General features: G+C 43.9%; 27 protein-coding genes. 14 read left to right on the forward strand and 13 right to left on the reverse strand.

Features of this window, described 5'->3' with window-relative positions:
- Nucleotides 1-33: 33 nt before the first annotated feature.
- Nucleotides 34-816 carry an NRDE family protein gene (locus ACS72_RS14825; protein ID WP_048882525.1) on the reverse strand — a complete coding sequence of 261 codons (783 nt, stop codon included), beginning with the start codon at nucleotides 814-816 and terminating at the stop codon, nucleotides 34-36.
- A 94-nt stretch (nucleotides 817-910) separates the two neighbouring features.
- Between ACS72_RS14825 and lgt the strand changes: the two genes are divergently transcribed.
- The 3 genes from lgt (at nucleotide 911) to ACS72_RS14840 (ending at nucleotide 2,572) form a co-directional block, all read left to right on the forward strand.
- Entirely contained in the window at nucleotides 911-1,720 is an 810-nt protein-coding gene (gene lgt / locus ACS72_RS14830; RefSeq protein ID WP_004813235.1) for a prolipoprotein diacylglyceryl transferase, read from the forward strand.
- A gap of 95 nt (nucleotides 1,721-1,815) precedes the next feature.
- Nucleotides 1,816-2,205, forward strand: a complete 390-nt coding sequence (locus ACS72_RS14835) for a hypothetical protein (protein ID WP_048882526.1) — start codon at nucleotides 1,816-1,818, stop codon at nucleotides 2,203-2,205.
- Nucleotides 2,198-2,572 (forward strand): hypothetical protein, encoded by a 375-nt coding sequence (locus tag ACS72_RS14840; protein ID WP_048882527.1) that lies wholly within the window; start codon nucleotides 2,198-2,200, stop codon nucleotides 2,570-2,572. The genes ACS72_RS14835 and ACS72_RS14840 overlap by 8 nt, the downstream gene beginning before the upstream one ends.
- A 33-nt stretch (nucleotides 2,573-2,605) precedes the next feature.
- On the opposite strand, the gene ACS72_RS14845 is transcribed toward ACS72_RS14840, so the two are convergent.
- The gene (locus tag ACS72_RS14845; RefSeq protein WP_004890200.1) at nucleotides 2,606-3,151 is read right to left on the reverse strand and encodes a CHAP domain-containing protein; all 546 of its coding nucleotides are present in this window, start codon (nucleotides 3,149-3,151) and stop codon (nucleotides 2,606-2,608) included.
- Between the two features lie 416 nt (nucleotides 3,152-3,567).
- Between ACS72_RS14845 and ACS72_RS14850 the strand changes: the two genes are divergently transcribed.
- From ACS72_RS14850 to msrA, 6 genes are all read left to right on the forward strand, one after another.
- Entirely contained in the window at nucleotides 3,568-4,059 is a 492-nt protein-coding gene (locus ACS72_RS14850) for a lipocalin family protein (RefSeq protein ID WP_048882528.1), read from the forward strand.
- Nucleotides 4,060-4,231: 172 nt separating this feature from the next.
- The gene (thyA, locus tag ACS72_RS14855; RefSeq protein WP_048882529.1) at nucleotides 4,232-5,074 is read left to right on the forward strand and encodes a thymidylate synthase; all 843 of its coding nucleotides are present in this window, start codon (nucleotides 4,232-4,234) and stop codon (nucleotides 5,072-5,074) included.
- Between the two features lie 96 nt (nucleotides 5,075-5,170).
- A complete protein-coding gene (dfrA44, locus tag ACS72_RS14860) occupies nucleotides 5,171-5,683 on the forward strand; it encodes a trimethoprim-resistant dihydrofolate reductase DfrA44 (protein WP_031380727.1) in 513 nt (170 codons plus the stop codon).
- Nucleotides 5,684-5,711: 28 nt separating this feature from the next.
- Entirely contained in the window at nucleotides 5,712-6,758 is a 1,047-nt protein-coding gene (locus tag ACS72_RS14865) for a DUF4105 domain-containing protein (protein ID WP_048882530.1), read from the forward strand.
- Nucleotides 6,759-6,858: 100 nt separating this feature from the next.
- Nucleotides 6,859-7,320, forward strand: a complete 462-nt coding sequence (locus tag ACS72_RS14870) for an META domain-containing protein (protein WP_048882531.1) — start codon at nucleotides 6,859-6,861, stop codon at nucleotides 7,318-7,320.
- Between the two features lie 93 nt (nucleotides 7,321-7,413).
- Entirely contained in the window at nucleotides 7,414-7,932 is a 519-nt protein-coding gene (gene msrA / locus ACS72_RS14875; protein ID WP_048882532.1) for a peptide-methionine (S)-S-oxide reductase MsrA, read from the forward strand.
- 59 nt (nucleotides 7,933-7,991) lie between these two features.
- Here the strand turns inward: msrA and ACS72_RS14880 are convergent, their stop codons facing one another.
- The 5 genes from ACS72_RS14880 to ACS72_RS14900 form a co-directional block, all read right to left on the reverse strand.
- Nucleotides 7,992-8,396, reverse strand: coding sequence for a biopolymer transporter ExbD (locus ACS72_RS14880; RefSeq protein WP_005220866.1), 405 nt, complete (start codon nucleotides 8,394-8,396; stop codon nucleotides 7,992-7,994).
- Complete coding sequence (locus tag ACS72_RS14885) at nucleotides 8,396-9,016, reverse strand: MotA/TolQ/ExbB proton channel family protein (protein ID WP_048882533.1); 621 nt, start codon at nucleotides 9,014-9,016, stop codon at nucleotides 8,396-8,398. Before ACS72_RS14885 ends, ACS72_RS14880 begins: the two co-directional genes overlap by 1 nt.
- Before the next feature lie 25 nt (nucleotides 9,017-9,041).
- Nucleotides 9,042-9,815, reverse strand: a complete 774-nt coding sequence (locus ACS72_RS14890; protein ID WP_005220862.1) for an energy transducer TonB — start codon at nucleotides 9,813-9,815, stop codon at nucleotides 9,042-9,044.
- A gap of 207 nt (nucleotides 9,816-10,022) precedes the next feature.
- Nucleotides 10,023-10,889, reverse strand: a complete 867-nt coding sequence (gene purU, locus ACS72_RS14895; RefSeq protein WP_004813265.1) for a formyltetrahydrofolate deformylase — start codon at nucleotides 10,887-10,889, stop codon at nucleotides 10,023-10,025.
- Nucleotides 10,890-10,949: 60 nt separating this feature from the next.
- A complete protein-coding gene (locus ACS72_RS14900) occupies nucleotides 10,950-11,669 on the reverse strand; it encodes a TetR/AcrR family transcriptional regulator (RefSeq protein WP_008302057.1) in 720 nt (239 codons plus the stop codon).
- Nucleotides 11,670-11,805: 136 nt separating this feature from the next.
- Here ACS72_RS14900 and ACS72_RS14905 point away from each other — a divergent pair, with 136 nt between their 5' ends.
- The 5 genes from ACS72_RS14905 to ACS72_RS14925 all read left to right on the forward strand — a co-directional run bounded on the left by ACS72_RS14905 (nucleotide 11,806) and on the right by ACS72_RS14925 (nucleotide 16,454).
- Nucleotides 11,806-13,254 carry a coniferyl aldehyde dehydrogenase gene (locus tag ACS72_RS14905; protein WP_048882534.1) on the forward strand — a complete coding sequence of 483 codons (1,449 nt, stop codon included), beginning with the start codon at nucleotides 11,806-11,808 and terminating at the stop codon, nucleotides 13,252-13,254.
- 165 nt (nucleotides 13,255-13,419) lie between these two features.
- Entirely contained in the window at nucleotides 13,420-13,656 is a 237-nt protein-coding gene (gene rpmB, locus ACS72_RS14910; RefSeq protein ID WP_004813275.1) for a 50S ribosomal protein L28, read from the forward strand.
- A gap of 16 nt (nucleotides 13,657-13,672) precedes the next feature.
- Nucleotides 13,673-13,828, forward strand: a complete 156-nt coding sequence (gene rpmG, locus ACS72_RS14915) for a 50S ribosomal protein L33 (protein ID WP_001205031.1) — start codon at nucleotides 13,673-13,675, stop codon at nucleotides 13,826-13,828.
- Between the two features lie 153 nt (nucleotides 13,829-13,981).
- The gene (locus tag ACS72_RS14920) at nucleotides 13,982-15,697 is read left to right on the forward strand and encodes a cation:proton antiporter (RefSeq protein WP_048882535.1); all 1,716 of its coding nucleotides are present in this window, start codon (nucleotides 13,982-13,984) and stop codon (nucleotides 15,695-15,697) included.
- 154 nt (nucleotides 15,698-15,851) lie between these two features.
- Entirely contained in the window at nucleotides 15,852-16,454 is a 603-nt protein-coding gene (locus ACS72_RS14925) for a DUF1294 domain-containing protein (RefSeq protein WP_048882536.1), read from the forward strand.
- A 56-nt stretch (nucleotides 16,455-16,510) separates the two neighbouring features.
- On the opposite strand, the gene ACS72_RS14930 is transcribed toward ACS72_RS14925, so the two are convergent.
- From ACS72_RS14930 to ACS72_RS14955, 6 genes are all read right to left on the reverse strand, one after another.
- Nucleotides 16,511-16,789: a hypothetical protein gene (locus ACS72_RS14930; RefSeq protein WP_004813278.1), complete on the reverse strand. Its 279-nt coding sequence runs from the start codon at nucleotides 16,787-16,789 to the stop codon at nucleotides 16,511-16,513.
- A 103-nt stretch (nucleotides 16,790-16,892) separates the two neighbouring features.
- Nucleotides 16,893-17,396 carry a DUF6586 family protein gene (locus ACS72_RS14935; protein WP_004813280.1) on the reverse strand — a complete coding sequence of 168 codons (504 nt, stop codon included), beginning with the start codon at nucleotides 17,394-17,396 and terminating at the stop codon, nucleotides 16,893-16,895.
- A gap of 410 nt (nucleotides 17,397-17,806) precedes the next feature.
- The gene (locus ACS72_RS14940; RefSeq protein ID WP_004890294.1) at nucleotides 17,807-18,058 is read right to left on the reverse strand and encodes an RNA-binding protein; all 252 of its coding nucleotides are present in this window, start codon (nucleotides 18,056-18,058) and stop codon (nucleotides 17,807-17,809) included.
- Between the two features lie 83 nt (nucleotides 18,059-18,141).
- Nucleotides 18,142-20,130, reverse strand: a complete 1,989-nt coding sequence (locus ACS72_RS14945) for an ATP-dependent helicase (RefSeq protein WP_048882537.1) — start codon at nucleotides 20,128-20,130, stop codon at nucleotides 18,142-18,144.
- A 293-nt stretch (nucleotides 20,131-20,423) separates the two neighbouring features.
- A complete protein-coding gene (locus ACS72_RS14950) occupies nucleotides 20,424-21,566 on the reverse strand; it encodes a glycerate kinase (protein WP_048882538.1) in 1,143 nt (380 codons plus the stop codon).
- 122 nt (nucleotides 21,567-21,688) lie between these two features.
- Complete coding sequence (locus ACS72_RS14955; protein WP_048882539.1) at nucleotides 21,689-22,447, reverse strand: hypothetical protein; 759 nt, start codon at nucleotides 22,445-22,447, stop codon at nucleotides 21,689-21,691.

Raw genomic sequence — 22,447 nt, forward strand, 5'->3', positions numbered from 1 at the left:
TCTTTTTATAAATATCATCACCAATACTGTTATTTATGAAGTGATCGGAATGACTTGCACAACGACCTGCCCTGCGGTTTCACCCTGCTGGGATTTTTCCAGCCACTGCCATTCATCGGTTTTCATTCGCAGGAAATTAGAACAGCGCGTGCCATACACTGGACTTTGAATAAAGGTCGAAGATAACAGCTGTTCCATTTCATGCGAGATCCCGGTCTTCGGCAATAATTCGGGAATGATCTTGCGTTCATCTTCCAGAATATCCCAGACGGCATAATAAAGATCCGACTCAGGTATATCGGGATGCTGCATCATGGGCAGGAATTCCTGGGTAAAACGCTTGCGTAAGTGACGGGTCTTTTCCCAATGTTCAGTCAGCAAACCATTGGATACCACATATACACCATGTACCAACACTTGCGGTGCTTCACCACGGTTGCTCATATAGACCGCCTGCTCTCGATCACCGACAAATAGGTTAAAGCCTGCATAGTCACATTGCTTTTTTTCCAGTTCTTGGGCAAACCGAATTGGTGTTAATTCAGATTCCAGAAAATCCTGAAGAATATGACCGCGTGAAGTCGGATAAGACTTTTGGTCCTGCCCATCTCTAAAATTGGTAATGACTGCCCAACGGCCCGCAGCAGTCACTCCCATCCAGGTACCACCAGACTGCAAATCCTGACCTGCAATAATTGGGCTATTTTGCCAGGCATGCAGGGCGGCTGTCGGACGCTGATAAAACTCATCCCGGTTTGAAATCAGACAAAGTGGCGTGTCATCCAGTACACGCCAGGCCAAGGCAACGATACACATAATTGATGCTCTAGATCTTTACACATTGAATGTACAACATTTTTCCCAAGTTTAGGCTAAAATCAGGACAAAACAGAAAGACAAAGGAAGATGCATGCTCAACTATCCCAATATTGATCCTGTAGCGATTTCGCTCGGGCCATTGCAGGTCCACTGGTATGGACTGATGTACCTGATGGCATTTTTATTTGCTTGGGGGCTGGCGACGTATCGCGCTAAACAACGCGGCTGGACATCAGATATGGTCTCGGATTTAATCTTCTTCGGGGCGCTTGGGGTGATTATCGGTGGCCGTGTTGGTTATGTATTTTTCTACGGTTTTTCCCAGTTTCTGGCAGACCCATTGTGGCTGTTCCAGATCTGGACAGGTGGCATGAGCTTCCATGGCGGTTTCCTAGGTGTAATCCTGGCGATGCTACTCTGGTGTAAAAAATACAACATGACCTGGTTCCAGACTCTGGACTTTATCGCGCCGTGTGTACCGACCGGTCTGATGTTTGGCCGTATTGGTAATTTCATCGGCGGGGAACTGTATGGTCGTCAGGTGACTGACCCAAACTTTGCTTTTGGCATGATTTTCCCAACCGATCCACTCCAACTGGTTCGTCATCCATCACAACTGTATCAGGCACTTTGTGAAGGTCTGATTCTGTTTATTGTACTATGGTGGTTCAGCTCTAAACCTCGCCCACGTATGGCAGTTTCTGCGCTCTTCCTGATTGGTTACGGTCTGGCACGTTTCATCGTCGAATTTTTCCGTGAACCGGACAATGGTCAATTGTTTATTGGCTGGATGAGTAAGGGGCAATTCCTCAGCCTGCCAATGATTCTGATTGGCCTATGGATGATGTGGTATGCCTACCAGAAAAAAATTTATGACTGGGGTCCACAGAAAAACGTATAAAACATCCTGAACATATTGCGAGGCATCTGCCTCGCTTTTTTATATCTGAAATATGCTAAAGTGCAGATCAACTCTTTTGGATCTTCACGGTTGCCATGCTTGAATACTGGTTTAATCCGCAAATTTCTGTCATTAAAAAATTACTGATTTTTATCGTGATTGCCGTACTGACAGCAGTGCTGTACTGGATAGAACCTTTACCGCTGGATGCGATTCTGATGTTCGCCGGTACTGGAATTATTTTCCTGATCTGCCGTTATTGCAAAATTCATTTTGCTGCAAAGAATCCGACAGGCTTGTTCTATCGCATACTGACCTGGATTCCAATTGCCCTATTATTGGCATTAGTCTTCATGAATATGAAAGATGGCGAGATCCTGGTTGCAGGTGCGCAGGGCATTGGCTTTATGGCAATTTCTATCTGCCTGTTTTCGCCACTGTCTTTAATGCATAAAAACACGGACACTCCACCGCCTCATGCTTAATTACTGGTATTCCGAACGCTGCTCACGCCAGATCAGGCTGATCGTCTGTATCGCCACCTGTGCAGTGATTTATTACGCTTCTACCTTTGCAAAACTAAATGCAATATTTGTCGGCATCAGTCTGGCAATTGGGATGCTGAGTCATGGCTTACGTACAGTCGCCTTGAAACTGCCTGAGCAGAATCCCTATCGGGAAGGTTTTACACGACTGTTTTTCTGTATTCCGCTGATTGCCCTGATCACCCTGTTTGGTTATCTGCCTGAACAGCACAAGATAGCTTTAGGCATTCAATGCATTGGCTTCAGCGCGCTTGGATTATTTATCCTGTCTATTTACGGGAATCGTGCGAAACGCTTCGAAGATTGAGCCATTTCGCAAATGCTACTTTCAGCTTCTAGCTTAAAGGTGAGAATCCAGGCGGTAATAAGTGTATTTCACATCAGAATTACGATAAACCGCATAACCTGACTGTCTGAAATCCGATACCCATGCAGAACCTGAGTATGCTGCAATATGCCCGTACTTATGCTTGGAAGTCCGGTCAATGATATAGATATCACCCTTTTTCGGACGGTCAAATGACAGGTTGATTTTGCGGTAGCCCAATTTCTGTAAGGTACTGCCCCAGTCAGCTGCTGCTACAGGATGATTCACAATTTTTGCACCTGAAGATTGCAAGCCGATACGAATACTGCGCGCACATTTCTGTGTACTGGTACTACGGGTAATGCCTTGCAGATAACTGGTGAATTTTTCAATATTAAAACGCTGGCCATTCATCGCACTAAAAGTCTTGCGTGATTCAGAACTTGTGTTACGAGCTGATTCAGAGCTGTTACGCTGAGGCTGACGTTTAGAATTTTGTCCCGACTGGGAACGAATTATGACGTTCGCTTGAACAGGAGCATGAACTTCACTCATATTCACTTGATGATCATAAATCATATTAAACCAAGTACTCCTCGCCCTTAAGCAGGCGTTCATATCTTTTGAAAGGCCCAAATACTAGCCCCATTAATGTTATTTTTCACGTTCAAAATGTAAATAAATTTATCAATATTTAACTGATTAAATGTAAGCTACTATTCCGCATAGAATTATTTAACTCTATTAAGTTACAAAAATTTTTATTATTAATTTTTATTGAATAATGAATTAATTAATCGATATACTTTTAAGCAATAAATTATAAAAATGACTAGATTCCGACCTACTTAACATTTCTTATATATGCTCTACCCCTTCTCATCTCATTGAAAACAAACACAACATTTCACTGCATGATTACATCTTTTCTTTAGCAGCTTCATGTTTAGACTGATTGAGCGCAAAAAATGAACTGAAATAAAGCGGAGAAAATAATGAATCATGATATCCCTACCGTTTCAAATTTTGATCTCACCAAATATTTAGGCACCTGGTATGAAATTGCCCGTCTCCCAATGAAACATCAACCTGAAGACAGCACTGATATTTCAGCTGTTTATAGCCTGAATGAAAATGGTAGCGTACGTGTTCAGAATCGTTGTCTGGATGGTGATGGTAAGCTGGATGAATCCATTGGTGAAGCAACAATTGTAGATGCGGCCAATGCCAAACTTGAGGTCAGTTTCCTGCCAGAAGGTTTACGCTGGGTGCCATTTACCAAGGGAGATTACTGGGTATTAAAGCTGGATGCTAGTTATCAAACGGCTTTGGTCGGTGAGCCAAGCATGAAGTATTTGTGGCTGTTGCATCGCACCCCAACCATTGATGAAGCGACTAAGCAGGAATATCTGGCTTATGCACAATCGCTCGGTTATGACTTGTCTGATCTGATTGATACAGTACATACCGGCAAGCCAACAGCTTAAAGCAGACGATAAAGAGGCATCCATTATGGATGCCTTTTTTATTGCATTTTCTCCCTCCTCCAGTCACCTTCCCGGCGATGTGGAACTGCGAAAAAAAATGTTATGATGAGCGCAATTTTAAATTGCTCAGTTCAAATAAAAGCAATTTTTCAACGGATTTTAAGAGAGACTTATGCGCCAATACCTTGACCTTTTACAACATATCCTCGACAACGGCGGCGATAAAGGCGACCGTACCGGTACTGGTACACGTTCGGTATTTGGTCATCAGATGCGCTTTGATCTTTCCAAGGGTTTCCCTCTACTAACTACCAAAAAAGTACACTTTCGCTCTATCGTAATTGAACTGCTTTGGTTCCTCAAAGGCGATACCAACGTTCAATATTTGAAAGATAATAAAGTCAGTATTTGGGATGAGTGGTCAACTGCGGAACAGACTGCACGTTTTGGCCGCCCAGAAGGTGAGCTTGGTCCTGTATACGGTCATCAGTGGCGTAACTTTGGTGCCACAAAAAATGAAGATGGCAGCTATAAAAATGATGGTTTTGATCAAATCAAATGGTTGGTGAATGAGATCAAAACTAATCCAAACTCACGTCGCCTGATTGTGTCTGGCTGGAACCCGAACGAAGCAGGTCAAGTGGCACTGCCACCTTGTCATACCCTGTTCCAGTTCTTTGTACATAATGGCAAATTATCTTGCCAGCTGTATCAGCGTAGCGCTGACGTGTTCCTAGGTGTCCCTTTCAATATTGCCAGCTACGCTCTGCTCACCCATATGATCGCACAAGTCTGTGATCTTGAGGTCGGTGATTTTGTCTGGACAGGTGGTGATACGCACCTGTATGCCAACCACTTTGAACAGGCCAAACTTCAGCTGAGTCGTGAGCCTTTAGGTCTATGTCAGTTAAAACTGAATCCTGAAATTAAAGATCTGTTCGATTTCAAATTTGAAGATATTGAAATTGTCGGTTATGAATCCCATCCGGGAATTAAAGCGCCTGTCGCGGTTTAATTTTTCCTAAACCCAAGAAAATCGAAATCCCACTTTGCTTAAAGTGGGATTTTGCATTTTAATAGGAACAATTTTTACTTGTTTTTGAGTGTGGGTATGGCATTTCAGGATTTAGAAGTCGTTCATGTCGTTGCAATGGATCAGCAGCGCTGTATTGGTAAGGACAATGACCTGCCTTGGCATATCTCAGCAGATCTCAAACATTTTAAGGAGATCACCCAGGGCGGTGTAATTGTAATGGGACGTAAGACCCTTGAATCCATGGGACGTGCCTTGCCTAAACGTGTCAACTGGGTCATTACCCGTGATACAGACTGGTCTTTTGAAGGTACTAAAGTCGCGCACACGATTGAAGATGCCTTGAATCAAGCTGTTGCAGATGTAAAAGCGTCAGAAAAACCGGAGTCTATTTATATTATTGGGGGTGGTGAAATCTTCAAACAGACAATGAGTATTGCTGACCGTCTGGAACTGACCCATGTCGAACTGGATGTACAAGGTCATGCCTTCTACCCAGAAATTCCTGCTGAATTCAAAAAAGTTTTTTCCGAACAACATATCGACGACAAAACCGGGATTGCTTTTGAGTTTGCAACTTATAGAAAATGAAGAATAATTTTTAATTAAAGATTCAATTATGCATACACAGGGAAATCCTGCACCTCACTGGCTATTCTGGTTACTGAATGCAGTGTTTACCCTGTTTGTCATCACATCAAGTCTATGGCTGTGCCTTGCGATTTGGGTACAGCAACCCTTAGGCATGATTGGCAGCTCTGTGCTGATTGGTCTTTGGATTGTTTTAGCCTGTGCAGTTCTCGGCATTTATTTTAGCCGTCATCTGATTTCACGTGGTGTAGATACCCTTCTTTATATTCTGGCTTTTCTGTTTAGCCTGTTCTGGTATTTCAGTCTGGACGCTCGTCAGGACCGGGAGTGGAATCCTGAAGTTGCCCGTATTCTCAGTTATGAACAACAAGGCGATCAAGTCACCTTACATAATGTGCGTAATTTTGTCTGGCTGCCAAATGGGAAATATATTGAGCGCTGGGAAAGTCGCAGCATCAATTTAAATCAGATCACCGGGGTCAATGTCATCACCTCTTACTGGATGGGACCGCATATTGCCCATACCTTGGTGAGTTTTGACTTTGCTGACCAGAAGCCACTGACCTTTTCGATAGAAATCCGTAAAGAAAAAAATGAAGATTTCTCTGCTATCGGCGGCTTCTTCCGCAAGTTTGAGCTGAGTCTGGTAGCAGCTGATGAACGGGATATTATCTACACCCGTAGCAACACCCGCGGTGAGCAGGTATATTTTTTTCCGGTTAATATGCCACAAGCACAAGCCAAGGCGCTTTTCAAAGAATATCTCAACAAGGTGGATGATCTGGCTCAACAGCCGAAGTGGTATAACACTCTAACCAGTAATTGCACTACCTTGGTGTTTGATATGGTTCAGGCTGTTTCCCAGAAACCATTACCAACAGATTATCGCCTGCTGGCGTCGGGTTATTTGCCGAATTATATGTATGACCTGCAAGCGCTAAATCAGGATTGGGACCTAAGCACCTGGTATGCTCGAGCGCATGTAAACCCACGTGTCAAAGAATTTGCTCAGGTCAGTAGTGAACAATATTCCGCTCTACTGCGGCAAGGGTTACCTGCGCCAAAAGCAGAATAGAACCTATCTTCCGGGGAGCCCAAAGATACAAATTGTATTGGTATCATTCTATTTTTTCTGTTTATATACAGTGATGTATCAAAGAAAAAGAGTAAGCCCAATGTTAAAAAAAGTGACCACAATTGCAATGTTCGTTTCAGCGCTGGTCATAACAGGCTGTCAAACCACACCAGACCAGACCTCTTCCCAAGCGGTTGAAAATCTACAGCAACTTCAGAACCGCACCTGGATTGTCACTCACATTGGCAGTACAGAAATCACCACTGCACCTACCACACGTAATATCCCAAGCCTGCAATTTGATGCTGCCACTCAGCGTGTTAGCGGTGCCGATGGCTGTAACCGCATTATGGGCAGCTATACTGCAGGCAAAGACACTTTGAATCTTAGCCAGATGGCGGGTACAAAAATGGCTTGTCTGAATAATGACAATCTGGATCAAAAATTTAATGAAGCCTTGGCTAAAGTGACCCACTATCAGGTTTTTGGTAAAACCCTGAAGCTGCTCGATAGTTATGGTAACCCAGTCATCCAGCTGGCAAGCCCGGTACAACTGCGCTAAAGCTTAAATAAAAAGCCTGTTTTTACAGGCTTTTTTCTATTTGATATTTACAGCGTAGAATAGAGACAGAAACTCGGAATTAAGGACAAGATTATGCAACAGGCGCTATTTGGTGGTGGATGCTTTTGGTGTACCGAAGCGGTATTCCTGCAGATTCGTGGTGTCAGCAAAGTCGTTAGTGGCTATGCCGGTGGACATACCACTCATCCAACCTATGAAGAGATTTGTAATGGTGATACCAACCATGCAGAAGTGATTCTGATTGATTTCGATGAAAGTCAGATCAGCTTTAAGCAATTGCTGGATGTATTCTTTGCCACTCATGATCCAACAACGCTCAACCGCCAAGGCAATGATGTCGGTACACAGTATCGTTCTGTCATTTACTATCTGAACGAAGAACAGCAACGGCAGTCACAAGAAACTATTGATGCACTGAAGGCTGAAGGTTTAAATGTAGTCACTGAACTCACTCCTGCTCCGACCTTCTATCCAGCTGAAGATTATCATCAGAACTTTTTTGCCAAAAACCCAAGTCAGGGTTATTGCAACTTTGCCATTCCCCCAAAGCTCAACAAGCTACGTGCCAAATTTGTAGAACTGTTGAAGTAAAGCAATATTGTCATAAAAAAAGCGACCATTTCAGGTCGCTCTTTTTGATCTTGGAAAAATCAGTTATCGGTTGCAAAAGCAATATCGGTGAGTCCGGCTCCACTCGCGCGTGACATCACTTGAGCAACTGTGTCATAACGTGATTCTTTATCCGCCTTCAATACAATCGTTGGCTGACGCTCTGCCTGACCTGCTTCATTGAAACGGGTTTCCAGCTGTTCCAGGCTAAGCACATCACCATTCCATGCCACATCACCCTGAGAGTTAATGCTGATGGTAATGTTCTCCGGCGGAAGATCAATAATTTCCGCAGTCGTTTGTGGCAAGGTTAATGGAATTGATGGGTTCGCAACGGTCGCTGTCACCAGGAAGATGATCATCAATACCAACATAATGTCGATCAGGGGAATGAGGTTCATCTCATTCATGCCTGTATCGTTGTCTTCACCCAGTTGAAAAGCCATTAAACTTGACCTCCCACTAAACGGTCTTGTGCAACTTTGCTTTCAGCTTTCTTTGCAGATTCCTGTTGCAGCATCGTATCAATCAATAAGCTATGAGCATGGTCTTGTAGTTCATGCGATAAACCACGGTTAAAACGTACCGCGATGTTATAAGCCAATACAGCTGGAATCGCCACTGCCAGACCCAGACCTGTCATGATCAGTGCTTCACCTACGGGTGTTGCCACCTGAGCCAGACCTGCCTGACCGCTCTTACCCACTGCTACCAGTGCATGGAAGATGCCCCATACTGTACCGAATAAACCAATGAAAGGTGAAATCGATGCGATGGTACCCAGAACTGACACACCTTTTTCCGCATTGGCTTTTTCAGCTGCAATCTGGCGTAGCAATGCTTGTTCAGCTACGGCTTTGCGTTGTTCAAAGCCCAAAGGCGCCATTTTTGATTTCAGTTTATCTAGGGCATCAGATAACTGTGCATAAGCCACTTGTTTGAGTTGGCGCGTACCGAGTAAACGCAGTACAAAGATCGTCCATGTCGCAATCGACATTGCCAGTAACACAAAATAAAGTGTTTTACTGACTGCATCAGCATGTTGCCAATAAACTGAAAAGTTCATATTCGAACTCCTAATGGGTTAGCCGTTATCTGGTAATCTGGAAGTCAAAGGGCTGCTCAACACGTGTTGGATAAGCAACGCCATTTTCAACATATTTGGTTAATTGTGCACGACGTACAGCAGACTCGACCTTACGGTTAATCGAAGGACTGCAGCTTGAATTACGTGCTGTCGCAGCCACTACCTTGCCCTGTTCATTCGCTGAGATATCGACCACCATGGAACAGGAACTTTTCAATTCACCTGCTGACATCGATACTTTTGGCGTACGCAACCAGGTCACACCACCACCCAAAGAAACACTCTTAGGAGAAGGAGGCGCAGGTGGTGCCGGTGGCACAACAGGCGCAGGCGGTGCCACAGGTGCTGGTGGAGGTGTCGGAGCGACTTTGGTTTCTTTCACGACCGTTGGTACAACCGGACTTGGCGTTGGTTTTGCTTCAACTGGTGGTGCCACAACCTTAGGCGTTTCAGCCTTCTTCACTTCCTGGATTTTTTCAACCTTCTTCGGCGGTGGTGGCAACGGTTTTTCAACAATCTTGACCTCTTTCGGCTTCGGCGGCTCTTTCTTCGGCTCAGGCTTTGGCTTCGGAGGTAATGGTTTTGGTGCTTCCTGCAGTTTTACAAAGCGAACCTTCATCGGCTCCTTGTCTACAGGCTTGAGGTCAGGTGCTTCCATCTGGCTGACAGCCCACAATAGGCCAACATGTCCCACCAGTACAGCTGCCATAACAGCTGCAACTTTCTTTTTCATCTGGTTGGGTGGAGTAGGCATCATAGGAGAAGCAACTTGGCTCATTAAATCTTTTACCTTGAAGAGATGATATGAAACAAATAATCAAGCTCATCGCTTAGCACAATTAAAGTACGCCAATAATAAATGAGAAGGGTTTTCATTTGCAATAACAATCCCCAACTTTCTTCATTTTTTTCGACAAATGAGAAAAACAGCTCAAATAAAAAAAGGCATACTTAAAGTATGCCTTTTTGAATGATGATGCAAGACTTATTGGAATACCACTGTCTTGTTACCATCCACAATAATACGGTCTTCCAGATGCCATCTTACGGCACGCGCCAGTACATTACGCTCTACGTCCTGCCCCAGTTCACGCAGCTGCTCTACAGTAAAGTCATGGTTTACACGCTCTACGTCCTGCTCAATGATTGGACCTTGGTCCAGATCAGCCGTTACATAGTGGGCAGTCGCACCGATCAGTTTCACGCCTTTTTCATAAGCCTGCTTGTACGGATTCGCACCTACAAACGCTGGCAGGAATGAATGGTGAATGTTGATCACTTTCATTTCCCATTTTTGTACAAATTCTTCATCCAGAATCTGCATATAGCGCGCCAGTACTAACAAATCATTGCCTTGCATCAGCTCATCAATTTTTGCATAAGCTTCACGTTTGTTGTCTTTAGTCACTGGCACTACTTCAAATGGAATACCAAAATTTTCAACCGATTCACGTAGCGTTTCATGATTCGATACTACTTTGGTGATTTCACATGGCAGACCGCCACGTGCATGACGCCATAACAGCTCAAGTAAAGCGTGATCAACTTTAGACACCAGAATGCCGACTTTTTTCACATCACTTACCAGCGCCAGACGCCAATGCATGTTATAGCGTTCCGCAACATTGACAGCAAAAGTCTGTAACAGGCTTTCTTTACGGCTTTGCAGGTTATCGAGTTCAAACTCAACACGCATGAAGTAACGTCCGCCCTGAGCTTCTGTCGCGTATTGATCAAGCGCAGTAATATTGGCGCCCTGATGATACAAGAAGCTTGAAACAGCCTGCACGATGCCCGGCTTGTCTTCACAAGTAATCAATAAACGTGCGGTGTTAGCAGTCGTCATATTCATGTTGGTAAACGTCACTAATCAGATAAATTAAAAAATAAGCCGAGTATTCTAGCGCGTTTCTTAATTATTCTGAATAGTTTGTTCAGTTTCCCGATCTTTAGCGGATGACAGACTGGCAAAAAGCTCGGAAGAACCAAAGGAGTTCAACAGGCTTTCATAGGTATGACGGCTTTCACCACGCAGATAGGCGCCTTCCAGGAACACCATTTGACGCAATGCCTGCCATACCCATTTTTCTTCCAGATGGTTCGAGTCGGTAATATGACCAGACATATACAGGAAGTTAGTCCAGTTGGTCAGCACGATCCACAGGTTGATAATTAAGGCCTCAATTTCCGAATCAGTCATTTCCATTAAGCCAGCATTGACAAAGGCTTTATAGATTTTTTGTCCCTGCTGCATGACTTCACCCGCAAAGCGCGGATACAGCTTACGGAAGTCTTCATTATTTTCCACCAGGTGATAAACATCACGATGCAGGAAACGATAGGCCCATAACTGGCTGCTGAGCACCTGGAAATAATGGATCTTGTCATTGGCATCCAGCGGACGGTCATCCGGTAATGCCAGCATTTCCAAGGTTTCCTTCTGGTACTGCTCCATCAGTTCCTTGATGATTTCATTCTTATTACGGAAATGATAGTACAGGTTACCCGGGCTCATACCGAGTTCAGCAGCAATATGATTCGTCGTAACAGAACGCTCACCACGCTCATTAAATAACTGCAAACTGAGCTGCAAAATACGTTCTTTCGTTTTCAACGTTTTGGTTTGGGACATCCTAAAATAACCATTCAGTTCATATACCCGCACGCACCAGCAGCGCATTGACGGTCGAGTACACAAAGTAACTTGACTAATTAGAGTATTTACTCTAAAAATAAATAATCGATTTTCTTAAAAGTGGTAGTGCTGCATGAACAGTCACACAAAAACGACATTAATGACACCACATTTTTTTGACAGCCAGTGCCTTAATGACATCTTGGCACAACAAAAACATGCCTACTTACGTTACCCGTCGCCGACTGCAAAGGAGCGTATCGATCGTTTAGCTCGACTTAAGCGTATCTTAGTTAAGTATCAAGATCAATTTGCCGATGCAATTAATCAGGATTATGGTAACCGTTCGATTGGGGAAACCAAAATCGGGGAACTGTTGACCTGCCTGGAACACATCAAATATTACAGCAAGAATCTGACTGGCTGGATGAAACCATCCAAGCGTCACGTCAGCATTATTCACCAGCCAGCCAAAGCCTGGGTGCAGTACCAGCCTTTGGGCGTGGTCGGCATTATTGCACCCTGGAACTATCCTTTACTCCTCTCGATTGGCCCATTGGTCTGTGCACTGGCTGCAGGCAACCATGCCATGATTAAAATTTCGAGTGCCTCTGCTCATTTTGGAGCTGTACTTGAAACAGCCTTGGCTGAAGCCTTTCCGAAAGAACTGGTCGCAGTGATTACGGGTGGCGGTGCAGTATCTGATGCCTTTTGCCGCTTGGCTTTCGATAAAATGATTTTCACGGGCTCAACCGCGGTGGGTAAAACCGTGATGGCAGCAGCTGCAGAAAATCTGGTGCCGGTGATTCTGGAACTCGGTGGTAAATCACCTGTTCTGGTTCATCCATCTATTGATATTGAAGATGTGGCAGAGCGTATTGCGGTAGGTAAACTCTGGAATGCCGGTCAAACCTGTGTGGCCCCTGACTATATGTTCCTGCCACGCGGTAAAACCGCTGAATTTATCGACCATTTCCGCAGCTATGTGGAAACCATGTATCCAGATATCACCCATAACCAGGACTACACTTCGATTGTGAATGACAAGCAGTACAACCGTCTGCAAGGCTATTTAGAGGATGCACGTGCACATGGCGCCCAGGTTATTGAAATCAACCCGCGTAATGAAACACCGGCAGATCTGCGTAAAATAGCACCGACCATTCTGACCAATGTGACGCCAGATATGGATATCATGAAAAATGAAATCTTCGGTCCGCTGCTGCCAATCATGGAATATGATCAAATTGACGATGTAATCGACTTTATTAATAGCCGTCCGCGTCCACTTGCATTATACTATTTCGACTTTGATCAGGCGCGTGCCGATTATGTCGCACAGCGTACCCATTCAGGGCACTTCGGCCAGAACACGGTACTCACTCATGTTGCACAGGATGACCTGCCATTTGGCGGCGTTGGCGCTTCGGGGATGGGTAAATACCATGGGCCAGAAGGCTTCTTCAGTTTGTCGCATGAACGGTCTGTAATGTCCAATCCTAAGCTGTATAGCTTGAAATACATTCTCCCGCCGTTTAATAAGCCGATTCATAAACTGATTTCGAAGACTCTTCTTCGATAAATGATCAAGGCATGAGCTGTTGCACCAACTCATGCCCGGTTTTAGACAAAATCGCTTGTCTTTTAAGCGCATTTTTGGTATAAAACGCCCCTTGAATGAATTCAATCCGTTTATTTTTGACTGGCCATACAGATTTGCTGTTGGCTAAATCAATGGAGTTACACCATGTCTAAGGTTTGCCAAGTTACCGGCAAGCGTCCAGTCGTTGGTAACAACGTCTCACACGCCAACAACAAAACTAAGCGCCGGTTCGAGCCGAACCTGCACCAACACCGCTTCTGGTTAGAAAGCGAAAAACGTTTCGTACGTCTTCGTCTTACTACTAAAGGTATGCGTATTATCGATAAATTGGGCATTGAAAAGGTTGTTGCTGACCTTCGTGCTCAAGGTCAAAAGATCTAAGTAAGGAGTCAGGACAATGCGTGATAAGATTCGCTTAGTTTCTTCAGCTGGTACAGGTTATTTCTATACCACTACTAAGAACAAACGTACTATGCCGGAAAAAATGGAAATCAAAAAATTTGATCCAAAAATCCGTCAACACGTGATCTTCAAAGAAGCTAAAATTAAATAATTTTAGTTTTTTGAAAAAAAGCGACCTTTTAGGGTCGTTTTTTTTTGCATTTTTTTTATTCAGCTTGATAAACTTTCTTTTTGTTTTGGCACTTTTTGTGCTTATTTCCCATAAAAAACTGAAATTTTAAAATTCACCTTAAAGGAGTGTTTAGTGCCACATGACGTAGATCTCATCATATTACTGGCTGTAGGCTTTGGACTGGCGCTGGCATTCGGCTATATCGCTGCACGCTTGCGTCTACCCCCCTTGATCGGATATCTGATTGCCGGGATCCTGATTAGCCCCAATACCCCTGGGGTAGTCGGTGACATCCAGCTCGCCAACCAGCTTGCCGAATTAGGCGTCATGTTCCTGATGTTTGGTGTCGGGATGCACTTTTCCTTAAATGACCTGATGCAGGTAAGGCGTATTGCCCTGCCTGGTGCGATCCTGCAAATTGCAGTGGCTACCCTGCTTGGCGTTGGTGTCTCCATGCTCTGGGGCTGGAGTTTCGGTTCTGCGCTTGTTTTTGGTTTAAGCCTATCCTGTGCCAGTACTGTCGTGCTCCTTAAAGCACTGGGAGACCGTGGTCTGCTTGAATCCATTAACGGTAAGATCGCCGTGGGCTGGCTGCTGGTTGAAGATCTGGTCATGGTATTGGCACTGGTGTTACTTCCTGCAACTGCAGTTTTACTCGGTGGTCAGGCACTGGAAGGCAGCAGTGATGGGAATATCTGGCTCACCTTGGGCATTACCCTACTCAAGGTCGCAGGCTTTATTGCCTTTATGCTGATTGTTGGTAAACGTCTAATACCAATGATCATGCAGGTTGTCGCGCGTCTAGGCTCACGTGAACTGTTTACGCTAACTGTTGTGGCCGCTGCCGTATCGATCGCTTTTGGTGCCTACAAAGTCTTTGGTGTCTCTATGGCACTAGGTGCATTCTTTGCGGGTATGGTCGTGAAAGAATCTGACTTCAGCCATCGTGCAGAAGAAGAAACCCTTCCGCTACGTGAAATTTTCTCGATTCTATTCTTCGTTTCTGTCGGTATGCTGTTTGATCCGCGGATTATGATTGAGCAACCCCTGCATGTGCTGGCGGTTGTTGCCATTATTATGATTGGTAAGACCATTGCTGCGATGGCACTAGTACTATTCTTCCGTTATCCAATCAACACAGCGCTGACAGTGGGTGCGTCACTGGCGCAAATCGGTGAATTCTCGTTCATTCTTGCTGCACTTGGAATATCGCTAAATCTGCTGTCACTGGAAGGGCAAAACCTGATTCTGGCGGGTGCCTTGATTTCAATTACTCTGAACTCTTTTATTTTCGCTGCCATCGAACCAGTACAGAAATGGATTCGCGAACGTTCCAACCTGGCGCGTTTACTGGAGCGCAGTGGCGATCCACTGGCCATGCTGCCTGATGAAGTATCCCAGGACTACCTGCGCGATCAGGTAGTGATTGTTGGCCATGGTGAAGTGGGACGTCGCATCACGACTTCTTTGATGGAACAAAACATTAAAGTTGTGATTGCTGAAGAAAACCGGGAGATTGTGGAAAAATTGCGTGCCAAAGGCATTGCAGCGGTATCGGGTGTAGCGACTGAACCAGGCGTCTTGATTCAGGCCCATATTCAGCATGCACGTCTGTTGGTTATTTCCCCTATGGATATTCTGGACATTCATAAAATCGTGGATATTGCCAAAACTTTAAATCCTGAAATTCAGGTACTGGTCTGTGCCGAAAGTAAGGAAGAAGCTGAAGTTATCCGCCGCGATAATGTGGGTGCGGTGTACTATGCTAAAGAAGAAATGGCGAAGAACATGAGTCGTCATATCCTGCATCAGATTCAGATTGCCCATCAACATGGTTCGGCACATTAAATTTTAATTTTTTAAATTGGGCAGATCATGAGTATCTGCCTTTTTATGACAAAAAAATTGATCGACTTTATAATAAACTCCTAATTTAAATAACTTATAGACTTTTATATTTGATTTTAAAGTCTTTTAAACAGGATTCTTGTGGGGGAATAGTATGCGTTATAAAGGTAAATTAACCACATGGAAAGATGACCAAGGCTTTGGATTCGCGACTACCCATGAAACTTCAGAACGTGTTTTTGTTCATATTAAAAATTTTAGTTATAAGACCAGACGCCCTGTAGATGGTGATGAACTGATTTATAATGTTGAACAAGGGACTAAGAAAAACTTACAAGCAACCAATATTCAGTTTTTACATGATTATGAACGTCAACGATTAAGAGACCAACGCCATCAACAACAAGAAGGTGGCAAAAACTTATTGTCTAAAATTGCAGCTTACCCATTTATTCTTACCTTACTAGTTCTATTTTTGACAGGACAAATCTCGGTTTGGGTCTTAGTTTATTATGCAGTGATTAACCTCATCACGTTCTTCGCTTATTGGCAAGATAAACAATCAGCCCAAAACAATAAACGTCGTACACCAGAGCAAACTCTACATAATCTGAGTTTATTTGGTGGTTGGATAGGTGCTTTAGTTGCTCAGCTCAGTTTAAGACATAAATCACAAAAACAAGAGTTCCGAAAAAAGTTTTGGTTAACCACAGTGATCCATATTATTTTTTTTGGCATATATTTAATAATGAAATAAATCCAATAAAAAAGCGCACTTTAAAGTGCGCTTTTTTATTTAGAATGGGAGAGCAATCAACTTAAATATTTTGGTTTTTCATCCACAATTTCAGCCTGCATTTCATTTGCCTGCTTTTCGAGCAGGCCAAATAAAGCCGCCTGAATCATATGCTGAGCAACCACCGGGGTCTGATCACCGAGAAGTGCTTTTACTTCATCATTAAACTGAATAATGACCAATGGCTGTTTTTCTGAGCCTGCATTGCGTAATGCTAACTCACCACTTTCCAGTTGAACGAGTTCTAAAATCGCTTCTTGACTACCAAATAGTTCTTTCAATTGTTCTATAGACATATGTCCTCCATGTTCAACATGGTGGCAAAGCGCAGAATCACTTTGCATCGCTATTTATTGGATATATGGTTAATAATTTCAATTTCAAGGGCCATTGGTCGGATTAAAATTCCACCATCTCATTGCGAAAACCATCAATCAATTGTGTCAGGTCTCGATGCCATTCACGCAGGATTGCTGTATCTGGTAACCACGCTTGAGGTGTTTGAGTGACTTTAATAATCAGTTTAGAAGATGTTTCATCTTCAGGCTCCGGCACACTCGGCTCGGGTGTGTACTGACACAAACGATAAGCACGCTTCAACTCAGCGATAAAGCCGTCTTTAGAAAGTTGCTGCATTACGGTGACTTCTGGAGAGATCTGCCCTTTCGCAGCCATCTGCTCTTCAATCGATTTCAAGGTCGGACTCAGATCATTTAAACGGTAATAACGCACCAGTTCCTGCAAAAAAGCCAAGACTGCACCATGCAAATGGAAAACTGCTGATTCACGATGTGCCTGAGCCTGCTGGACATGATCGGTTTGCTCTGCCTGCTGACAGGCAAGGCGGGCAAAATAAAGTTTCTGATTGGTACGGTCCGCATGATAGCGAGCAACACGAGTCATGGATTTTTCCTAAGTGTTAAAACAAATTTTGGCTTTTATAACTTAAAACCAGATCATTATTTTTACAATGGAATTTATTTTATTTATTGGTTTTTTCAGGAAATATGAACAACCGGGCTGAATTACTAATGCAATTTATTTTAATTTTTGAAGAGTCATTAAATCTCTTTCATAAATCAAAAAATGATCATTCTATTCATACTTAAATAGATATTTAAAACCCTTATTCCTCTGGAATGAGAGGCACTGCTTCGCTTTATAATGATTAAAAAATGATTTATGACAGAACTCTATTTTATTGAATAGACAATAAAATTTGGATTGAGTTAGTCAATCAGAAGCTCTAACTATTTGGTCATTCAGAAAAGTTATTTCTATAAAAAAGGAGCATTATCTGCTCCTTTTTCTATTTACGCCTGTGGCTTTTCTTCAGCCTGTTTCACACGAATGCCTGTACCATGTAAGCGCAAGGTATTCAGACCTTTGATCGCTTTAACTGCTTCACGGCCATGCGGCATTTCTACAAAGGCAAAGCCTTTAGACTTACCAGTTTCAGCATCCAGCACCAGCGTACAGGTATCTACTGTGCCATATTGCTTGAACAATTCCAGTAGCTCAGCCTCTGTCACAGTACGTTCCAAGTTACGAACTAAAATTTTCATTTGATAACCTTCAGAAGATAGGCAAAAAACATCAAAAAGCACTCGCCTACTCTACTTTTTGCATACAACAATATCTGTCTAGTTTAATCGAGATCAATGCCAAAATCTAAATTAATCGACTGACGCTCGATTAAGGCACTTTTCACGGTTTGCTGACGGGTCTTATAATGGGTTTCCGTAGTACACAGCTGGCGAGTTAGGTCATTCATAAAATAACTTTCGACTTTACGGCCCTGCTCATCCACTGTTTCGCGTGCCCAGTGATTCAGATTCTGTTTTGTCAAAATCAACTCATTCTGCGCACGGGTCAACGCCACATACAGCACCCGGCGTTCTTCTTCGACATCATCAAAATCACCTTGCGCGCGCGCATGAGGGTACTGTCCCGGTGTCACATTCGCCACATAACAGACTTTCTGCTCTGTGCCTTTGGCAGAATGGATGGTGATTAAGGTCACCACATCAAGATCTGACTGTCTTTCAATTTCAGAAATCGATACCGGATCGAGTACATACTCTTCCAGAAACTCACTCAGCTGGGCATGTTTGGAAGCCAGCTGCTTGACCAGTTCAAAATCACCCAGACGGCGATTCCAGTCTTTTTTGTAGTTTTCAGCGAGCTGGTTTTCGATGGCTTGAATGGCCAGACTGACACAGGCTTCAACTTCTGTTTTTAACACAGCCATCTGCTTCATGATTAGAATGGATTCTAGCGGAATTTTGCCAAATTTTTCCAGCTTGTCTGCAATGATGTCCATCTCAGGCTCTGCCAAGAGTTGCTGTGACAGTTTACTCGCACCGACATCACCTACGCCATTCCACAGCGTCAGGAAACGCATCCAGGCAATATCATCCAGCGGATTGGCAACCACACGCAGTAAACTCAACAAGTCTTTAACATGTGCAGTTTCTAACAGCTTCATCCCACCGATAAAGCGATACGGTACATTGGCAGCAATACAGGCCGCTTCAATATGGCGTGCCGCAAAACTGGAACGCACCAGCACCATATGATCAGACCATTTACTGCCTTGTAAGTAATGACGCTCTTTGATATCGATGGCGATCCATTTGGCTTCATCAAACTCGTTCGGGAAGATATGCATTTTTGGCTTAATGCCTTCACCCCGATGTGCATCCAGCCGCTTGTCATATTTAATTTCGGATTGATCCAGCAGCCAGTTGGACAGGTCTAGAATTTCCTGAGTCGAGCGGTAATTTTTTTCCAGTTTAAAAATCTGTGCATCAGGCACACGCTCTTTGAAATGGTGAATATTTTCAAAGTCCGCACCACGGAAACCATAAATCGACTGGGCATCATCTCCAACACAGAACAGACTGATATGATCTTTGAGTGGTTCTAGCAAGGCCCATTGCAATGGATTGGTGTCCTGCATCTCATCGACCAGCATATGACGGCAGATTGAAGCGACATAATCCACTAGTCCTTCTGATTGAGCTAGCGCACTCGCAACGACTGCCAGAATATCGTCATAGTCCAGAAAGCTGCGTGCCTGCTTACGTGCTTCATATTCTTTCATGATGTCAGCAATCTGATCTTTCAGCGCCAGATATTCCGGCATCTGTTTTTCCAGCGCCAGACTCAGCTTCTGACGGGTATTGCGTGCAAAGGAATACAGGTCACACAACTCTTGTGGCTTGGGTAGGTAATTCGGGTTTTTCTTGTCATCGCGTCCGCGAATCAGACGGAACATCATCAACTGATCATCACGATCAATAATCGAAAACTGCTCCAGTCCAAATGCTTTGGGAATACGGCGCAGCAGATACATACAGAAGGTATGAAAAGTCGATGCCCGCAGACCTTTGGCCACCTCCCCCAAAGCCAATTCCACACGTGCGACAATTTCACTGGCTGCACGACGAGTAAAAGTCAAAATCTGAATTTGATTCGCAGGTACGCCCTGATCGATCAGATAAGCTGCACGTGCGACGATGGTTTTAGTTTTGCCACAGCCCGCCCCAGCCAAGACCAAACTGTGCTTTGCTTCAGTCGTCGCAGCTTGTTTTTGTTGGGGGTTCAGTTCATCTATTAGGCTGGCTAAACTCATGGTCACTCATCATTCTGTGGATGCGTGTAGTTTAACAGATCGCTCTTATAATTATGGCTTTTCATCCGCGCTGAAACAGCACCCAATTTTATCTCTTGATTTGCTATAGGGTCGATGGCATGGATGCCGTCTGCTGGATTAGGGTATAGGGATATCCCCTCAATCCAGCAAAGGATTTTTGTTACCTTGCAAAGCAGTGCTTTTTCTCACCCATGAAAAGTAAGATCTGCTTACGCGTTATTATCTACCATTATGTAAAGCTTGTGCAGCAATGACTATCTTGTAAGAGAAAACTAAGTCCTCGGTTCCCAAATATTTTTAATAGTTTTGGACACTGCTTTTTCCAGATTCACTTCCCCATTTTTTAATGCTTCTTCCAAGCTACAATCTGGTGGATTAATTCCCACAATCTGACTAAAGCCGGCATCAAATAAAGACTCAATTCCTTCACCCACCAGACCAGCAAAAGCTAACACCGGTTTATTGAACTGCTGTGCGACCTGAGCAACGCCAAACGGTGTTTTGCCTAAGGCCGTTTGGCTGTCAATCTTGCCTTCACCAGTCAGTACATAATCCGCTTGAGCAATTTTTTCGGCTAATCGGCTTTGCTCAATAATCAATTCCACACCGGATTGCAACTTGGCACCCGCAAATGCCATAAGGCCAAAACCCAAACCACCCGCTGCACCCGAGCCTGCTACATTCTTTATAAAAATACCTAAACTTGCTTCGACCAGATTAGCATAATGGTTGAGATTAAGATCCAGTTGCTGCACCATTTCCGGAGTTGCTCCCTTCTGCGGTCCAAAGATTGCCGAGGCGCCATTCGGTCCACACAGTGGATTATTGACATCAGAAGCGATTAGAATTTCGGTGTTTTTCAAACGAGCATCTAACTGGGAAATATCTATTTGATTAATCTGATCTAGATTACCGCCGCAGACCTGAATCGCTTCACCTGTACTATTGAAAAACTGGACACCCAATGCCTGTGCCATCCCGGCACCGCCGTCATTGGTGACACTACCACCAAGTCCAACAATGATTTTTTCAATACCGCGATCTAATGCCTGTTTGATCATCTCTCCTGTGCCATAGGTTGAGGTCAGCATGGGGTTACGTTGGGAGCTTTCCAGCAGATGAATGCCATTGGCTTTGGCCATTTCAAGGACGGCAGTTCGACCATAATCGACTATGGCAAAATAAGTTGAAACTTGCTGAGTCACTAAAGGCCCAGTCACCGTACAAGTAATACATTGACCATCCAAGGAGCGCAGCAAGGCATCTACTGTTCCCTCACCACCATCTGCCATAGGCACAGCGATACAGCATGCATCAGGAAAGACCTGCAAAACACCGCGTTGCATAGCTTGGCACGCTTGCTCGGCTGACATACTTTCCTTAAAGGAATCGGGAGCCAGGACAAAAGTATGCATATTCTTCTCAATTATTAATATTTTATGGTTAGAAGTTTCAGTCTATCTATAAGCTCATAAGCCAGTATCAAATTTATTTACAAGCACGACTAAAGTTGTGGGTAAATTCAGCATTATCCATATCAGTGTTTCCAACCCAATTCAATCGCAGTGATCTCATTAATTAGAGTCTGACTTAAAGATTCTGGCATTTTACTTGACGTTTGAGAGGTTGGAATATGACCTGCCATTAGCTCTGCTTTGGCTTGCGGAAACAAAGGTTGCTGATTAGGAAATGCATATCCCACAGGATACATCGGCTGACCGGTCGCCAGATCATATTTATCGCTGGCTCCAAAGGCATGTAATAGCTCATGTACAAGGACAATCTTGTTTTGTTCAGTCTGTTTCCTGGAAGCGAACAGGTTCACTGATCCAATCCGGCCTTTTTGTAAAGCTGTTGAATGCTTTAACACTTTATGCTGTGCCGGATCATAGTAGTTTAAATATAAGATCACATTGGCCGAAGGATCTGAACTTTGCTGCTGTTGCCAGGCATAGAAACGGAATTTCAGGCTCCAGAAAATGGTATCTATAACTGAGGCCTGCTCAGGAACTTTAGGTGGTAATTCTTTCAGTTCACGTCCAAGATTAAAATAGAAGTAGGTTGGTTGACCGCGATACTGCTGCGCAGCCTTTTCCAGATATTCTTGTGCTCCATTTAAATCCTGAGCCGAGAGCTGCTGAATATATTGTTGGGTAGTTGCTGAACCATCAGCATTAATTGGATGCAACAAGACAAAAATAGGCTTGGACCAGTCCTGGTTTTGGTCACGATAGGCATTGACTGCGACCACAAATAAAATCAGTAGCAGAATCAGGATTCGGATTTTTTTCCACAT

It is taken from the genome of Acinetobacter sp. VT 511, from assembly GCF_001077515.1.
GTDB lineage: Bacteria > Pseudomonadota > Gammaproteobacteria > Pseudomonadales > Moraxellaceae > Acinetobacter > Acinetobacter schindleri.

Bases quoted from the DNA above. Each gene is read 5' to 3' on its own strand.
- ACS72_RS14950 (WP_048882538.1), bottom strand. From the start codon at position 21,566: ATGCATACTTTTGTCCTGGCTCCCGATTCCTTTAAGGAAAGTATGTCA.
- ACS72_RS14845 (WP_004890200.1), bottom strand. From the start codon at position 3,151: ATGATTTATGATCATCAAGTGAATATGAGTGAAGTTCATGCTCCTGTT.
- msrA (WP_048882532.1), top strand. From the start codon at position 7,414: ATGCAACAGGCGCTATTTGGTGGTGGATGCTTTTGGTGTACCGAAGCG.
- ACS72_RS14890 (WP_005220862.1), bottom strand. From the start codon at position 9,815: ATGAGCCAAGTTGCTTCTCCTATGATGCCTACTCCACCCAACCAGATG.
- dfrA44 (WP_031380727.1), top strand. From the start codon at position 5,171: ATGGCATTTCAGGATTTAGAAGTCGTTCATGTCGTTGCAATGGATCAG.
- ACS72_RS14900 (WP_008302057.1), bottom strand. From the start codon at position 11,669: ATGTCCCAAACCAAAACGTTGAAAACGAAAGAACGTATTTTGCAGCTC.
- ACS72_RS14905 (WP_048882534.1), top strand. From the start codon at position 11,806: ATGAACAGTCACACAAAAACGACATTAATGACACCACATTTTTTTGAC.
- ACS72_RS14850 (WP_048882528.1), top strand. From the start codon at position 3,568: ATGAATCATGATATCCCTACCGTTTCAAATTTTGATCTCACCAAATAT.
- ACS72_RS14955 (WP_048882539.1), bottom strand. From the start codon at position 22,447: ATGTGGAAAAAAATCCGAATCCTGATTCTGCTACTGATTTTATTTGTG.
- ACS72_RS14825 (WP_048882525.1), bottom strand. From the start codon at position 816: ATGTGTATCGTTGCCTTGGCCTGGCGTGTACTGGATGACACGCCACTT.
- ACS72_RS14940 (WP_004890294.1), bottom strand. From the start codon at position 18,058: ATGAAAATTTTAGTTCGTAACTTGGAACGTACTGTGACAGAGGCTGAG.
- ACS72_RS14835 (WP_048882526.1), top strand. From the start codon at position 1,816: ATGCTTGAATACTGGTTTAATCCGCAAATTTCTGTCATTAAAAAATTA.
- purU (WP_004813265.1), bottom strand. From the start codon at position 10,889: ATGAATATGACGACTGCTAACACCGCACGTTTATTGATTACTTGTGAA.
- ACS72_RS14930 (WP_004813278.1), bottom strand. From the start codon at position 16,789: ATGTCTATAGAACAATTGAAAGAACTATTTGGTAGTCAAGAAGCGATT.
- ACS72_RS14880 (WP_005220866.1), bottom strand. From the start codon at position 8,396: ATGGCTTTTCAACTGGGTGAAGACAACGATACAGGCATGAATGAGATG.
- rpmG (WP_001205031.1), top strand. From the start codon at position 13,673: ATGCGTGATAAGATTCGCTTAGTTTCTTCAGCTGGTACAGGTTATTTC.
- ACS72_RS14840 (WP_048882527.1), top strand. From the start codon at position 2,198: ATGCTTAATTACTGGTATTCCGAACGCTGCTCACGCCAGATCAGGCTG.
- ACS72_RS14865 (WP_048882530.1), top strand. From the start codon at position 5,712: ATGCATACACAGGGAAATCCTGCACCTCACTGGCTATTCTGGTTACTG.
- ACS72_RS14870 (WP_048882531.1), top strand. From the start codon at position 6,859: ATGTTAAAAAAAGTGACCACAATTGCAATGTTCGTTTCAGCGCTGGTC.
- ACS72_RS14925 (WP_048882536.1), top strand. From the start codon at position 15,852: ATGCGTTATAAAGGTAAATTAACCACATGGAAAGATGACCAAGGCTTT.
- ACS72_RS14935 (WP_004813280.1), bottom strand. From the start codon at position 17,396: ATGACTCGTGTTGCTCGCTATCATGCGGACCGTACCAATCAGAAACTT.
- ACS72_RS14945 (WP_048882537.1), bottom strand. From the start codon at position 20,130: ATGAGTTTAGCCAGCCTAATAGATGAACTGAACCCCCAACAAAAACAA.
- ACS72_RS14885 (WP_048882533.1), bottom strand. From the start codon at position 9,016: ATGAACTTTTCAGTTTATTGGCAACATGCTGATGCAGTCAGTAAAACA.
- lgt (WP_004813235.1), top strand. From the start codon at position 911: ATGCTCAACTATCCCAATATTGATCCTGTAGCGATTTCGCTCGGGCCA.
- thyA (WP_048882529.1), top strand. From the start codon at position 4,232: ATGCGCCAATACCTTGACCTTTTACAACATATCCTCGACAACGGCGGC.
- rpmB (WP_004813275.1), top strand. From the start codon at position 13,420: ATGTCTAAGGTTTGCCAAGTTACCGGCAAGCGTCCAGTCGTTGGTAAC.